Genomic DNA, 15,212 nt, shown 5'->3' with positions numbered 1-15,212 from the left:
ATTCTCCCGATGATTCGCTTCTGCCCCAATTGCCAGACCGAACGCCCACTCCAGGAGCTGTTCTGCGAAGGCACCGTCGACCAGCACCCTTGTAACTGGGACCTGGCCGGCGAACCGCTGCGCGCCGACGGCTGGCGGCCCCAGGTCATCGTCACCCAAGACGCCCTGCCGCAAGATCCCATGCCCCGGCACGGCCCAGGCCAGGACAGCCCGCCGCCAGAGGCCCCGGCCCAGCCCGAGACCATCGCGCCGGGCCTGGTTTGCAGCAACGGCCATGCCATGGAACCAGGCGACTTGATGTGCCTGGAGTGCGACGCGCCCCCGGCCCAGGACCAGGTTCCTGGCAACGCGACGCCTGGGCCGGCACTCCCTGATACCGGAGACGACCCGGCCAGCCCCAGCCAGACCCTGATCGACGGCTGGGCGTTGATTCGCCAGATCAGCAGCACCGACGGTGTGCGCGAACGCTACCTGGCCAGCCACCAGGCAACGCCATTCCAGGCGGTGTTGACGCTCTACCGCCCCGGCGCCGAACCCGACCCGGCGATCTACGACGTGATCCGCCGCCTGCCCCGTGCGCATGTGCCCGAGATCATCGCCACCGGACGCTGGGACGGCCGGGCCTACGAGGTCATCGAAGAGCTCAGCGGCGGCACCCTGGCGGACCTGGGCAGCATCATTCGCGACGCCGACAGCGTGCGCCATGTGGTCCGGGAACTGGGCCAGGCGCTGCATGCCTTCAACGAAGCCGGGCTGCGCCATCGCGACCTGCGCCCGGCCAGCCTGCTGGTACGCGCCCGCGAGCCGCTGGACCTGGTGATCAGCGGCTTCGGCTCGGCGCGCCTGTCGGAGTTCGACCTGGATATCGTGTCGCCCCTGGAAACCAGCCGCTACATGGCCCCGGAAGCCATCGCCGGCGGGGTAGCCGCGGCCTCGGACTGGTGGAGCCTGGGGATGATCCTGCTCGAGCAGTTGACCCAGGGCGCCTGTTTCGAAGGCATCCATGCCAATGCCTTCCTTATTCATGTACTGGCCAACGGGGTGCCGATCCCCGATGACCTGGACCCGGGGCTCAACCTGTTGCTGCGCGGGCTGCTGGCCCGGGACCGGCACCAGCGCTGGCAGTGGCCTGAGGTCGAGGCCTGGCTCGATGGCCATCCGGTCGCGGCGCCGGCCTCGTCGTTCCAGGAGCGCGACGACGGCGAAGGCGCCACCTTGCAGCTGGGCCAGCGCCACTACCACAAACCCCGGGTGTTCGCCCTGGCCGCGGCCCAGGCCGAACACTGGGCCCAGGCCCTGGACCACCTGCTGCGCGGGGTGATCGTGACCTGGGCCGAACAGCTCGGCCTGCCCTCCTCGCTGCTCGCCGGCCTGCGCCAGGTGGTCCAGCATGACGGCCTGGAAGACGACTTGCGCCTGATGCTGGCGCTCAAGCTGCTCAATCCGCAAGTGCCGCTGATCCATCGCGGCGACATCGTCACCCCAGGCTGGTTGCTCGAACACCCGTTGGAAGGCTACCGGCTGATCAGCGGTTCGGCTCCCGATCTGCTGGAGCAGCTGCAGACCGACAACTGGCTGTCGCGCCTCAAGCTGCGCGCCGAGCAGGTGCGCCAGCGCGCCCTGCACCAGCAGGTCGAACTGGTGGAAGAGACCCTGCGCATCTACCTGCTGTCGACCTCTCGCGCCAGGCTCGCCACCCAGTGGCAAGAGCGCCAGCGCCTGCTGCCGGATACCGAGCATCCTGGCCTGGCCTACCTGTCGGAACGGCGAGTGATCGCCGAAGAAGACCTGATCGTGCTGCTCAGCGCCGCCATCGAGCAATTCCGCTCGGTCGACTCGATCATCCAGGAAGCCACCGAGCTGGCCCAGCGCACCGAGGTCGGCTGGTTCGACAGCGAGCAAGCAAGCGCACTGCTTGAGCACCCGCGCCAGGAGCTGTACCGCAGCGTCGACGAGCGCATCCGTGGTTTCGCCCGCAGCGGCGTGCCGGCGGTGGATGAGTGGGCCGAGCAGTTTCGCCTGGAACGGCGCATGCCCCTGGCCAAGGTACTGGTGCTGCTGGCCATTCCCGAGAGCCAGTGGCTGGAGCCGCAAAAGCAGCACTACGTATCGCAGATACTCGACTTCTTCGAAAAGAAGGTGGTCACCGCGGTGATGCGCGGCCCGCTGGTGCGCATGAACATCGGCAAGACCACCGCCCGCGTCGACCTGGCCGAATTGCACAGCGAACGCCGCCCCGCCGCCGCCCTGCTCGACCACCTGCTGCAGCGCAACGAGCGCGCGGTGAACCTCGACCCGGAATGCTTCCAGGCCGATCCGCGGATCGAGGCCCGACTGCATGCGCTGTACCGCCAGAGCGCGTTGTACAAGCGCGATACCGGCATCGACGGGCTCTACCTGGGCTTCCCCTTCTTGCTCAGCCGCGATCCGCGCGGCAACGCCCGCCCGCGGATCATCCCGTTGCTGCTGTGGCCGGTGAAACTGCTGCTGGAGCTGGGCCAGCGCGGCAACGCGCGGCTGGCCTTCGACGGCGAACGCGAAGAGGTGCGCCTGAACCCCGCGCTGGACAGCGTGCTCGGCGCCGAGACCTGCAAACTCTGGCGCAAGACCGCCGATGAATTGCTCGGCCGCTCGTCCATCCGCACCAGCGACGTGATGGATGCCTTCGGCATGCTCGCCGGCGTACGCTCGCGCACCTTCGCCAGCCTGCCGGCCAGCACGGTGGAGGTCGCGCCCTACCAGGACGAACTGGCCTGCGCGGCGGTGCTGTTCCATGTCACCTTCATGGGCCAGGCCATTGGCGAGGACCTGCGCCAGCTCAAGTCGCTGTCACCCAACGGCACGGGCCTCGAGACCGCCTTGCGCCTCAGGAATGGCGAGGACGAACAGCCACCGGCCGATCCCGGCGAGCTGCAGCGCTATTTCACCGTGGCCAGCGACCCGTCCCAGGAAGCGGCAGTACTCCAGGCCCGGCAAGGCCCCGGCCTGCTGGTGGAGGGGCCACCCGGCACCGGCAAGAGCCAGACCATCGTCAACATGGTGGCCGACGCCATCGGCCGCCAGCGCAGCCTGCTCATCGTCTGCCAGAAACATGCGGCGCTGGAGGTGGTGCACAAACGCCTGGTGGCCGAAGGGCTTGGCCAGCGCATCGTCATGCTCAACGACGTCAACCGCGACCGCGAACCGATCATCCGCAGTATCCGCGAGCAGCTGGAGGCCCTGTTCGTCGCTGGCGGCGACAGCCAGGGCTGGTTGCGCCAGCGTGAACAGACAGCGGCGCGCATCGAGGCCCTCGAGGGCGAGCTCGATCGCTACCACCAGAGCCTGCATCACCCGGACCCGGCCAGCGGCCTGAGCTATCGCCGCCTGTTGGGCGAGCTGATCGAACTGGAAGATGGCCCCGCGCCCCTGGAATTCCCGGCCCTGCGCCAGCACCTGGCGCCCCTGGACCCAGCCAGCCTGACCCGCCTGGAAGAGCGCTGCGCGCCGCTGGTTCGCCTGTGGTTGCCGGCACGCTACGAAGGCAGCCCCCTGGCGCAGCTGCAAGCCTTCGCCGCCGATCGCCCGACCCTGCAAGCCTTCGACGACAACCTGCGGGACTTCGCCCAGGCCGAGGCCGATCGCCAGGCCACGCTGCAAGCGCATCCGGCCAGTTTCGAGATCGACGACCCCGCGCCCTACCGCGCATGGATGGCGGCCCACGTCGCCACCTTGCTCGACCTGGACCCGCAGCAGCGGCTGCGCCTGGCCCGCTGGCTACCGCTGTTCCGCCTGCGCGAGCATGAACCGCTGCCCCGTGGCGAGGCGATCCTCGACGAGCTGCGGCAATTGCAGCAGCAACTGCGCCAGTTGCCGGAAGATCGCTACCAGGCGGTGCTGTCGCCCGCCCTGGGGCTGATCGACCACAAGCGCCTCGGCAGCCTGGGCCAGGATTGCGCCAAGGTCATGGCCGCCCGTTCCTGGTGGTCGCGGATCAACCCCTTGCAGCTGCTGCGCCGTGGCCGGCTGCGCGAGTTCCTGCAGGAACGGGGTGAAAACCGGGTCGAGGAGGTCTTGCCCGCACTGCACGCGGCCATCGACCTGGAGCGCCAATGGCGCCCGCTGCGCGCCGAACTCACGGCCCTGCAACGGGAGCTGGGACTGGACGCCCCGGCCCCCGAAGCCGGCCTGGAGCTGAGCGCGACGGTCACCCACGACATCCGCCAGCTGCTGGAGATCCAGGTCCTGGCCCAGGCCCTGGCCCAATCGCCCCGCGCCCGCCAGGCCGACGCTGCGGTGCTCAGCGGCGACAAGCGCGAGTTCGAAGCGTTGCTCGGTGACCTGGACGCCTCACTGATTCGCCAGGGCGTACGCCAGACCAGCCTCGACCAGCTCAAGCTGCTCGGCCACTGGCTGGGCGCCGAGCTGCTTGGGCAACTGCAACAGGCTATCGAGCACAACCAGAGCAACGAGTTGCCCCTGGCCCGCCTGCAACAAGCCCTGCCCTGCCTCGGCGCCTACCAGGCGTTCCGTGGCCGAGCCAGCCTGCTGGGCCCAGAGGAGCTGGAGCTGCTGGCCCTGCTACGCCAACGCCAGGCGCAATTGGACGCCCTGGCGCCCGAGCAACTGGAAGCCGCCGTGCGCCGCCTGCTGAACCGCGAGGCGCGGCTGGGCTGGAAGCACCGCATCGAGCAAGCCAACCCCGAGTTGCTGTACGGCCAGGACGAAACCCAGGCCAAGGTCGCCAGCCTGGCCCAGGCCGATACCCGCATGCGCGAGCTCAACCGCGAGCTGCTGGCCAAGGGCATCGATCCCTCGCGCCTGGGCAATCGCAAGCAATGGGAAGACGTGACCCGGCTCACCGGCAAGCGCTCGCGGCGCCTGCGCGAATTCATCGAGCTGGGCGCGCCGCTGGGGCTGATGAACCTGCGCCCGGTGTGGCTGATGAACCCGGACGTGGCCAGTCGCGTGCTGCCGCTCAAGGCCGGCCTGTTCGATACCGTGATCTACGACGAAGCCTCGCAGATGCCGGTGGAGTTCGCCCTGCCGACCCTGTTTCGCGGGCAGGTCACGGTGGTCAGCGGCGACGAGAAGCAGATGCCGCCGACGGCGTTCTTCTCCAGCCGGGTGGAAAGCGACGAAGCCGAACTGTTCGACGGCGACGAGCCCGACGCAGAAGCCGACCAGGAGCAACGCGAGGCCTTCGAAGACACCTGGAACCGCCGAGAGATCAAGGACTGCCCCGACCTGCTGCAACTGGCGCGCAATGCCCTGCCCAGCACCACGTTGCAGATCCACTATCGCTCCGCCTACCGCGAGCTGATCGGCTTCTCCAATGCCTCGTTCTATGGCAACCGCCTGAATGTGCCCGTACGCCATCCACAAGCCAGCATCGAGCGAGTCAAGCCGCTGGAGCTGATCCAGGTCGAAGGCCTGTACCAGAACCAGAGCAACGCCCAGGAAGCCGAGCGTGTCGTGCAGTACCTGGCCGAGCTGTGGCGCCAACCCTACGAAGAGCGCCCCTCGGTCGGCGTGGTGACCTTCAACCGCAAGCAGGCCGAGCTGATCGAGGAACACCTGGAGGCCCACGCCGCCCAGGACGAGGTGTTCCGCAGCACCTACGCCCAGGAGCGCGAACGCAGCGAGGACGGCGAGGACATGTCGGTGTTCGTCAAGAACGTGGAGAACGTCCAGGGTGACGAGCGCGACGTGATCGTCTTCTCCTCGACCTTCGGCCGCAACAGCCAGGGCACCTTCCGCCGCAGCTTCGGGGTACTTGGCCAGACCGGCGGCGAACGGCGCCTGAACGTGGCGGTCACCCGCGCACGGCACAAGGTGGTGATGATCACCTCGATGCCCATCGGCGACATCTCCGACATGCTCAATACCCACCGTGCGCCGGCCAGCCCCAGGGACTACCTGCAAGGCTACCTGGAATACGCCCGGGCGCTGTGCGCCGGGGAGTTCGCCTACACCGGCAAGCTGCTCGACCGGCTGCAGACCGACCGCGGCAACCTGCAACGCGGCCAGGGCCAGGATCGCGACGGCTTCGCCAGGATCGTCGGCCAATACCTCCAGGCCCAGGGTTGGCAGGCCGCGCCGGCCAGCGAGGGCGACGCCTTCGGCCTGGACTTCGCCATCGAAAACCCCGGTACCGGGACCTACGCCATCGGCATCGAATGCGACGCCCCTAGCCACACCTTGCTGGAACGCGCCCGCGCCCGGGAGATCTGGCGCCCGTCGGTCCTGCGCCGGGCGATCCCGCATATCCACCGGGTGTCGTCCCAGGCCTGGTACCACGACGGCGACAACGAACGCGCCCGTCTGCGCGAGGCCATCGAACGGGCACTGCCGTCCGCCCAGCCAGGTCCGGTCACGGCCCCTTCCAGCGATACGGAGATCTGCCCATGAGTGGTCCCAAGGTTGTGCGGATCGTCACCCGCGAAGAAATCATCGCCCTGTGCGAGGGGCACCTGCAGCGCCTGGAACAGGCCATGGCCCGCTGGGAAGCCCAGGCCGTCAGGCTCGGCGAGTTGAACGAGGAACAACGCAACGCCACCCGCGCCCGCGCTGAACGCCTGCGCACCCTGCTCGGCCAGGAACAGTTCGCCCAATTGCAGAGAGCCGTGCCGATCGAGATCGAGTACCTGCGCCGCGACCAGACAGAACGCGAGGAACGCGCGGTGCTGCGTGCGACCGAACAACGCCAGCGCCAGCGCCGCCAGCAAGAAAATGCCGCGACCCTGCTCGGCGCCCTGCGCGCTGCACAGGCAGCGGTTGCGCCCGAGCTGTTGCAAGACGTGGCGCGCCTGGCCGAAGGCACCGACCTCGCCCATGCGCAGCAGGTCCTGGCCCAGGGCTTCAGCCAGCTGGCCAGGGTCGACGAGACGGACAGCTTGAGCGAGCGTCAACGCGAACTGGCCCGGCAACTGCGCGAAGAGACACCCCAAGCCAGCCTCGAACAGTGGATCGCCGCGCAACAGCCAGCCGAGCGTGATCCGCGCCTGCAACGCATCGACCGGCATATCGCCGAACTGCAACTGCTCCAGGGCGCACCAGCCGCGACCCCGTTCCTGCAACGGCTGGCCCGGGCCGAAGCCCAGGAGCAAGCGCAACAGCGCAACCTGTTGCTCGACAGCCTGGTGATCGAACTGGCCGAGGCCACGCGCGACTTCCAGCAGCGCCGCGAGCTGCTTGGCCAGGTGCAGGACCTGGCCAGCGAACTCCATACCCATGCCACGACCGATCACCCGGCCCTGCTGCGCCAGGTCGCCGAGTGCCACGAGCACAGCGACCTGGCGCTGCTGCAAGCGCTGAAGTCCGAATGCGAGGCCGCGCTCACCGCTGTGCTACAGGCCCAGGCTGCACTGGCCCGGCGCCAGGCCATGCTCGAGGGGCTGGCCCGGCTCGGCTACGAGGTTCGCGAAGGCATGGCCACCGCCTGGGCCGAGTCCGGCAAGGTGGTGCTGCGCAAGAGCGCCACCCCAGGTTACGGCGTCGAAGTCGGTGGCAAGGCCGACAACGGCCGCCTGCAGGTGCGCGCTGTGGCCCTCGACCCACAGCGGGACAAGGGGCGCGATCGGGATATCGAGACGATCTGGTGCAACGAATTCCAGCGCCTGCAAGCACTGCTCAAGGACAGCGGCGGCGAACTGCTGATCGAACGCGCCTTGGGTGTGGGCGAGGTGCCGCTCAAGGAAGCCACGGTCATGGACGAGGAACGAGAAGCGGCGAACCTCCAGCAGCGGACGCTTTGAGCCTAGCGTCCAGCAGCGCTTGCGCCACGTCCCGGGGTTTCCCGCCTCCTGGCACGGCCCCTAACCCTCCAGCAACAGGTGCCGGGGCGGGGCCTTGGCCACATGCTGCAGCACCGCCAGGGTCGCGGAAATCGCCTCCTGCGGATGCGGGTTGTCATGCAGGCATTCATACAGCAGGCCGGTAATGGCGATGCAACAGAACTCCAGCACCCCCGGCACATCGAGGCTGGGCGGCAGTTCCTGGCGCGACACGGCGGTTTCCAGCAGCCGCCGCAGGTGATGCTGGAGCAGCCCCCTGACCCAGTCCAACCGCCGCTGATGGGTGCTGGGGTCGCTGCCGCAGGCGCCCTGGTACAACATGATTTCCGAAAGACGGCGCGGCCCCTCGCCACTGACGGTGGCCACCAGGTCGTCGTGCAGCCGTTGCCAGCCGCGATGGAAATCCACGGCTTGCGGCCGGTCGTTCTCCAGAGGCAGGGTCTGTTCGCTGAACAGCGCATCGAGCAGATCCTGCTTGCCCTTGAAATGCCAGTAGATCGCCCCCCGCGTGACCCCGGCCTGCCGGGCGATCTGATCCAGGGTGGTGCTGGACACCCCTTCCCGGGAGAACAGTTCGCTGGCTGCCTCCAGGATCCGGCGACGGGTGCGCGCGGCCTCGGCTGCGGTCTTCCTGGCCATGGCCGGGGCTAGTCCTGGACCACGCGAGGAGTCCGGCCGATCATCTCCTCGATCTTCTGCTTGCACGCCTGCAAGGCCTGCTGGAACGCCTCGCCCCTGGCCGCCGCCCGTGAATTGGGGGCGACGATGGAGATCGAGTAATGGCCAAGGTAGGTGTCCAGCAGCACTGCGTAGGAACACAGGCCCTCGATGTACTCGTCCTGGTCATTGGCCGCGCCACGGCCCTTGATGGCCCGCAACTGTTCCAGCAGGGCCGCACGCCCCAGGCTCTTGGGGGTGCACACGGGCAACGGATCGGGCAGCAGCGCCTGCTGGGCCTCGCTCGACAACTGCGCCAGTAGCACCTTGCCGCCGGAAGTGGCCGTGGCCGGCACATGGATGCCGATGGGGAACACCACCCGCAACTCACGCTCGGCGACGATGCGATCCAGCACATAGACCTTGTCGCCGGACAGCGACGCCAGGCAGGTCGACTCCTGCACTTCCTCGGACAGGGCGCTCAGGTACGGCCTGACCAGGGAAATGATATCGACCTGGGCCTGGGTCACCAGTTGGCCGAAGGCCGGGCCCAGGCGAAAGCCGCCGGCCGGGCCCAGGGTCTCGACCAGATGCTCCACGCACAGGGCATTGATGATGCGCTGCACCGTCGAGCGCGGCAGTTCCACCACCTGGGCGATGGCCCCCAGGCTCAAGCCCTGGGGGTTGCTGCCCAAGGCCCGCATGACCGACGCGGCCCGCGCGATGACCTGTATCCCGCCGTGCTTGGCGCTGCTTTCTTCCGAATCATTCATACGACTCCTTGGGGCTGGCCGCGAGGCCGTCGTGCCGGGTTCTGTGGATTGGCCGCCACTCTAGTTGCAAGCGGCCGATCAGGCCAGCCGAGCAAATCCGAGCTTGCATTTGCTGAATCTCATGATGGTACACTGTATCGCAATACGGACCAAAAGTCGTAATTTTTGACTATTCAGTCCCACAACAGGAGACGAGCGTGAGACTCAAGCAAGCTTTGTGTGCGCGGCCATTCATTCCCCTGGCGGCCTTGTGCCTACTGGCCGGTTGCGGCGCCAAGGAGACGGAAATGGCTGCCGCCCCCGCGCCGGAGGTCGGCGTCTATACCGCCAAGGCCCAGGCACTGACCCTGACCACCGACCTGCCGGGCAGGACCTCGGCCTATCGCGTCTCGGAAGTCCGGCCCCAGGTGTCCGGGATCCTCCAGCGCCGGCTGTTCGTCGAAGGCGCCGAGGTCAAGGACGGCCAGCAGCTGTACCAGATCGATCCGCGCACCTACCAGGCCCGCCTGGCCCGGGCCGAGGCCAGCCTGCTCACCGCGCAGAACCTGGCCCAGCGCTACGAGCGCCTGCTCAAGACCAACGCCGTCAGCCAGCAGCAGTACGACGATGCCCTGGCCACCTGGAAACAAGCCCAGGCAGACGCACAGATGGCCCGTATCGACGTGCAATACACCAAGGTCCTGGCACCGATCTCCGGACGTATCGGGCGTTCGGCCGTCACCGAGGGCGCACTGGTGACCAACGGCCAGGAACAGGCCCTGGCCACCGTGACCCAGCTCGATCCGATCTATGTCGACGTCAACCAGCCCATCACCAAGCTGCTGGGCCTCAAGCAGGCCCTGGAGTCCGGGCGTTTGCAGGCCAGCGGCCCGGACCAGGCGCAAGTCAGCCTGACCCTGGACGACGGCACCCCCTACCCGCTCAAGGGCACCTTGAAGTTCTCCGAGGTCAGCGTCGATCCCACCACCGGTTCGGTGACCCTGCGCGCCGAGTTCCCCAACCCCGACCGCAAGCTGCTGCCGGGAATGTTCGTCCATGCCCAGCTCAAGGAAGGCGAGCAACAGGCCGCCATCCTGATCCCGCAACAAGCGGTCGGCCGGGATGCCCGCGGCGTACCCACCGCCTGGGTGGTCAAGGCCGACGACACCGTCGAGCAACGTGAACTGCAGACCCTGCGCACCGTGGGCAACGCCTGGCTGATCGGTGCCGGCATCGCCGATGGCGAGCGAGTGGTCACCGAAGGCGTGCAGCGCGTACGCAGTGGCCTGGCCGTCAAGCCGGTGGCGGCCGGCAACGTCAAGCTGGTGGCCGAGTTCGGCGCCGCCGCTGGCCCCCAGGCCCATTGAGGAGTCACTGATCCATGTCCCGTTTCTTCATCGACCGGCCGATCTTCGCCTGGGTGCTGGCCATCGTCGCGATGCTCGCCGGCGCCCTGTCGCTGCTGAAGATGCCCGTCAGCCAGTACCCCAACATCGCCGCACCCGCGGTCTCGATCCAGGTCAGCTACCCCGGCGCCTCGGCCAAGACCGTGCAAGACACCGTGGTCCAGGTCATCGAACAGCAACTGGCCGGGCTTGACGGCTTTCGCTACATGTCCGCCGAAAGCAACGCCGATGGCAGCATGAACATCATCGTCACCTTCGAGCAGGGCACCAACCCCGACATCGCCCAGGTCCAGGTGCAGAACAAGCTGCAACTGGCCACCCCGCGCCTGCCCGAGGAGGTCCAGCGCCAGGGCCTGCGCGTGGTGAAGTACCAGATGAACTTCTTCCTCATCGTCGGCCTGGTGGACAACACCGGCAAGCTGGACAACTTCGACCTCGGCAACCTGATCGCCTCGCAGTTGCAAGACCCGATCTCGCGGATCAACGGTGTTGGCGACTTCCAGCTGTTCGGCTCGCCCTATGCCATGCGCATCTGGCTCGACCCCGGCAAGCTCAACAGCTACCAGCTGACCCCGGGCGACGTGGCCCAGGCCATTCGCGAGCAGAACGTGCAGGTCTCCGCCGGCCAGCTCGGCGGCCTGCCGACCCGTTCCGGCGTGCAGCTCAACGCCACGGTGCTGGGCAAGACGCGCATGACCAGCGTCGCCGATTTCGAGGAGATCCTGGTCAAGGTCAAGGCCGACGGCTCGCAAGTGCGGGTCAAGGACCTGGGCAACGTCAGCCTGTCCTCGGACAACTTCGCGATCTCCTCCAAGTACAAGGGCAAGGAATCGGCCGGCCTGGCCCTGCGCCTGGCCAGCGGCGGCAACCTGCTGGAGACGGTCAAGGCGGTCAAGGCGGTGCTGGAGAAGCAGAAGGCCTACCTGCCCGAGGGCGTGGAGGTCATCTACCCCTACGACACCACCCCAGTGGTGCAAGCGTCAATCCATTCGGTGATCCACACCATCTTCGAAGCCGTGGCCCTGGTGTTCCTGGTGATGCTGCTGTTCTTGCAGAGCATCCGCGCCACCCTGATCCCGACCCTGGCGGTGCCGGTGGTGCTGCTGGCGGCCTTCGCCCTGCTGCCCCTGTTCGGCCTGAGCATCAACGTGCTGACCATGTACGCCATGGTCCTGGCGATCGGCCTGCTGGTGGACGATGCCATCGTGGTGGTGGAGAACGTCGAACGCTTGATGCATGAGGAGGGCCTGTCGCCGCTGGAGGCGACACGCAAGTCGATGCAGCAGATCTCCGGTGCGCTGATGGGCATCGGCATGGTGCTCTCGGCGGTATTCGTGCCCATGGCCTTCTTCGGTGGCTCGGCCGGCATCATCTACAAGCAGTTCGCGGTGACCATCGTGGTCTGCATGGGCCTGTCGGTGCTGGTGGCACTGATCTTCACCCCGGCCCTGTGCGCCACCATCCTCAAGGCCCCCAAGGGCGATGCGCACCACGCGAAGAAAGGCTTCTTCGGCTGGTTCAATCGCACCTTCGACCGCAGCACCCAGCGCTTCGAGCGCGGCGTGGGCGGCATGCTCAAGCATCGTGGGCGCTACCTGCTGGCCTTCGTGCTGATCACCGGCGGCACGGGCTTTCTGTTCACCCAGATTCCCAAGGCGTTCCTGCCCAACGAAGATCAGGGCCTGATGATGGCCGAGGTGCGCATGCCGCTCAACGCCACGGCCGAACGCACCGAAGCGGTACTCCAGGAGGTCAAGGACTACCTGGTCAACGAGGAAGGCGAGCGCGTCGAGCACGTCATGACCGTCAACGGCTTCAACTTCGCCGGCCGCGGGCAGAACTCCGGGCTGGTGCTGGTGGTACTCAAGGACTGGGCCGTGCGCAAGGCCGCAGGTGAGGACGTGTTCAGCGTCGCCCGCCGCGCCAACCAGCGCTTCGCCAAGATCAAGGACGCCACGGTGATGGCCTTCGTGCCGCCGGCGATCCTGGAGATGGGCAACGCCATGGGGTTCGACCTTTTCCTGCAGGACAACTCCGGCCTCGGGCACGAGGCGCTGATGGCCGCGCGCAACCAGTTCCTCGCCCTGGCGGCGCAGAACCCCAAGCTGCGCTCGGTACGCCCCAACGGCAAGGACGACGAACCGCAGTTCCAGGTGCGCATCGACGACGAGAAGGCCCGCGCCCTGCAGGTCAGCATCGCGGCGATCAACGAAACCATGAGCGCGGCCTGGGGCTCGATGTACGTCAACGATTTCATCGACCTGGGCCGGGTCAAGCGGGTCTACCTGCAAGGCGTGGACAGCTCGCGGATATCCCCGGAAGACTTCGACAAATGGTACGTGCGCAACAGCCTGGGGCAGATGGTGCCGTTTTCCGCGTTCGCCACCGGCGAGTGGATCTACGGCTCGCCCAAGCTGGAACGCTACGGTGGCATTCCCGCGGTGCAGATCCTCGGTGAACCGGCGCCCGGCTACAGCACCGGCGACGCGATGCTGGCCATCGCCCAGATCATGCAGCAGCTGCCGGCGGGTATCGGCCTGAGCTACAACGGCCTGTCCTACGAGGAGATCCAGACCGGCGACCAGGCGCCCATGCTCTACGCCCTGACCGTGCTGATCGTGTTCCTGTGCCTGGCGGCGCTGTACGAGAGCTGGTCGGTGCCGGTGTCGGTGATGCTGGTGGTGCCGCTGGGTATCCTCGGTGCGGTGCTGGCCACCCTGTGGCGCGGGCTGGAGGCCGATGTGTACTTCCAGATCGGCCTGATGACCACGGTCGGCCTGTCGGCGAAGAACGCGATCCTGATCATCGAGTTCGCCAAGGAACTCTACGAGAAGGAAGGCCTGCCCCTGGCCAAGGCCGCCATCGAGGCCGCCAAACTGCGCCTGCGCCCGATCATCATGACCTCCCTGGCCTTCACCTTCGGCGTGCTGCCCATGGCCATCGCCTCCGGTGCCGGCGCCGGCAGCCAGCACTCCATCGCCACCGGCGTGGTCGGCGGGATGATCACCGCCACGGTGCTTGCGGTGTTCTTCGTGCCCCTGTTCTACGTAGTGGTGGTGAAAGTGTTCGAACGCAACAAGCCAGCGGTAGCCGCTGAAGGAGAAACGGCATGAAGCGCACCGGCCTCTCGATCGCCCTGGCGCTAGCCCTGGGCGGTTGCAGCCTGATCCCCGAGTACCAGCGCCCCACTGCCCCCGTGCAAGCGGCCTGGCCCCAGGGCGCGGCCTATGACCAGGCGACCACCGCCAACCAGGCCCAGCCCGAGACCGGCGATACGGTCCTGGACTGGCGGCTGTTCTTGCGCGATCCGTCGCTGCGCACGCTGGTGGCCACGGCCCTGGACAACAACCGCGACCTGCGCCAGGCCGCCTTGAATGTCGAGGCCTACCGTGCCCTGCACCGGATCGAGCGTTCGGCGCTGTTCCCCAGCGTCGATGCCAGCGCCGGCGGCAGCCGCCAACGCCAGCCCGCCGACCTGTCGCCCAGCGGCAAGGCCGGAATCCAGAGCCAGTACAGCGTGGCCCTGGGGTTGTCCTATGAAGTCGACCTGTTCGGTCGCTTGCGCAGCCTGGAACGGGCGGCGCTGGAGCAATACCTGGCCAGTGCCGAGGCGCAGCGTGGCGTGCAGATCGCCCTGGTGGGCGATGTGACCATCGCCTACCTGACCTGGCGCAGCGACCAGGAACAACTGGAACTGGCACACTCGACCCTGGCCAGCTACCGGCAGAGCCTGGAACTGATCCAGTCGAGTCGCGAAGTCGGCACCGCGTCGGCGCTCGATGTGCGCCAGGCCCGCAGCCTGGTGGAAACCGCGCGAGTGCAGCAAGCGCTGTACACGCGCCAGGTCGCCCAGGACGTCAATGCCTTGCAGTCGCTGCTCGGCACCGCGTTGCCCGCCGGCTTGTCGCGGACCACGGCCTTCGAGCAACCGCTGGCCGCGCCAACCCCGGGCCTGCCGGCCGACCTGCTGCTACGGCGCCCGGATATCCGCGCCGCCGAGCATCGCCTGCTGGCCGCCAATGCCGACATCGGCGCGGCGCGCGCGGCGTTCTTCCCGAGCATCAGCCTGACCGCCGCGGCCGGCACCACCAGCCGCGAGCTGGATGGCCTGTTCGAGGGAGGGTCGGGACTGTGGAGCTTCGCACCGCAGATCAACCTGCCGATCTTCACGGCCGGGCGCCTGCGCGGCAACCTCGACTACCGCAAGGTGCTCAAGGACGTCAACGTCGCGGCCTATGAGCAAAGCATCCAGACCGCGTTTCGCGAAGTGGCCGACGGCCTCGCGGCCCGGGGTACCTTCGGCGAACAGCTACAGGCCCAGCGCGACCTGGTAAACAACGACCAGGCGTACTACGCACTGGCCAACCAGCGTTACGACGAAGGCGTCGACAGCTACCTGGCGGTACTCGACGCCCAGCGTGAACTGTTCGGCGCGCAACAACAGCTGATCCGCGATCGGCTGAACCAGCTCAGCAGCGAAGTGAAGCTGTTCAAGGCCCTGGGCGGTGGCTGGGACGGCCATGAGCCCCTGGCCCTGGCCACCCAAGGCCAAGGCGGCAACCAGTAGTTGAGCGGGCGTTCAGGCGAGCGGCCACGCCCCGCTCGGCTGAACGCCCAGGACC

7 protein-coding genes are annotated in these 15,212 nt (G+C 67.6%); 5 read left to right on the top strand and 2 right to left on the bottom strand.

The annotated features are described in order from the left end of the window. The first annotated feature begins 9 nt into the window (after positions 1–9). Positions 10–6,390 (top strand): AAA domain-containing protein, encoded by a 6,381-nt coding sequence (locus C4K40_RS14160; protein ID WP_053129401.1) that lies wholly within the window; start codon positions 10–12, stop codon positions 6,388–6,390. Continuing rightward, positions 6,387–7,736 (top strand): hypothetical protein, encoded by a 1,350-nt coding sequence (locus tag C4K40_RS14155; RefSeq protein ID WP_053129398.1) that lies wholly within the window; start codon positions 6,387–6,389, stop codon positions 7,734–7,736. The genes C4K40_RS14160 and C4K40_RS14155 overlap by 4 nt, the downstream gene beginning before the upstream one ends. Positions 7,737–7,796: 60 nt before the next feature. Here C4K40_RS14155 and C4K40_RS32095 read toward each other — a convergent pair whose 3' ends face one another. After that, positions 7,797–8,414, bottom strand: a complete 618-nt coding sequence (locus C4K40_RS32095; protein WP_053129395.1) for a TetR family transcriptional regulator — start codon at positions 8,412–8,414, stop codon at positions 7,797–7,799. 8 nt (positions 8,415–8,422) lie between these two features. Continuing rightward, positions 8,423–9,205, bottom strand: a complete 783-nt coding sequence (locus C4K40_RS14145; protein ID WP_022639909.1) for an IclR family transcriptional regulator — start codon at positions 9,203–9,205, stop codon at positions 8,423–8,425. Positions 9,206–9,402: 197 nt separating this feature from the next. Here C4K40_RS14145 and C4K40_RS14140 point away from each other — a divergent pair, with 197 nt between their 5' ends. From C4K40_RS14140 to C4K40_RS14130, 3 genes are read left to right on the top strand one after another with little or no spacing between them, the layout of a single operon-like run. Next, complete coding sequence (locus C4K40_RS14140) at positions 9,403–10,551, top strand: efflux RND transporter periplasmic adaptor subunit (RefSeq protein WP_031320220.1); 1,149 nt, start codon at positions 9,403–9,405, stop codon at positions 10,549–10,551. Between the two features lie 14 nt (positions 10,552–10,565). After that, positions 10,566–13,703, top strand: coding sequence for an efflux RND transporter permease subunit (locus C4K40_RS14135; RefSeq protein ID WP_053129392.1), 3,138 nt, complete (start codon positions 10,566–10,568; stop codon positions 13,701–13,703). After that, positions 13,700–15,157 (top strand): efflux transporter outer membrane subunit, encoded by a 1,458-nt coding sequence (locus C4K40_RS14130; RefSeq protein WP_053129390.1) that lies wholly within the window; start codon positions 13,700–13,702, stop codon positions 15,155–15,157. The genes C4K40_RS14135 and C4K40_RS14130 overlap by 4 nt, the downstream gene beginning before the upstream one ends. The last annotated feature ends 55 nt before the right edge of the window (positions 15,158–15,212 follow it).

The sequence above is a fragment of the Pseudomonas sp. CMR5c genome (genome assembly GCF_003850545.1).
GTDB lineage: Bacteria > Pseudomonadota > Gammaproteobacteria > Pseudomonadales > Pseudomonadaceae > Aquipseudomonas > Aquipseudomonas piscis.
This window is presented reverse-complemented; position numbering and strand designations above follow the sequence as displayed.

Bases quoted from the DNA above. Each gene is read 5' to 3' on its own strand.
- C4K40_RS14145 (WP_022639909.1), bottom strand. From the start codon at position 9,205: ATGAATGATTCGGAAGAAAGCAGCGCCAAGCACGGCGGGATACAGGTC.
- C4K40_RS32095 (WP_053129395.1), bottom strand. From the start codon at position 8,414: ATGGCCAGGAAGACCGCAGCCGAGGCCGCGCGCACCCGTCGCCGGATC.
- C4K40_RS14160 (WP_053129401.1), top strand. From the start codon at position 10: ATGATTCGCTTCTGCCCCAATTGCCAGACCGAACGCCCACTCCAGGAG.
- C4K40_RS14130 (WP_053129390.1), top strand. From the start codon at position 13,700: ATGAAGCGCACCGGCCTCTCGATCGCCCTGGCGCTAGCCCTGGGCGGT.
- C4K40_RS14155 (WP_053129398.1), top strand. From the start codon at position 6,387: ATGAGTGGTCCCAAGGTTGTGCGGATCGTCACCCGCGAAGAAATCATC.
- C4K40_RS14135 (WP_053129392.1), top strand. From the start codon at position 10,566: ATGTCCCGTTTCTTCATCGACCGGCCGATCTTCGCCTGGGTGCTGGCC.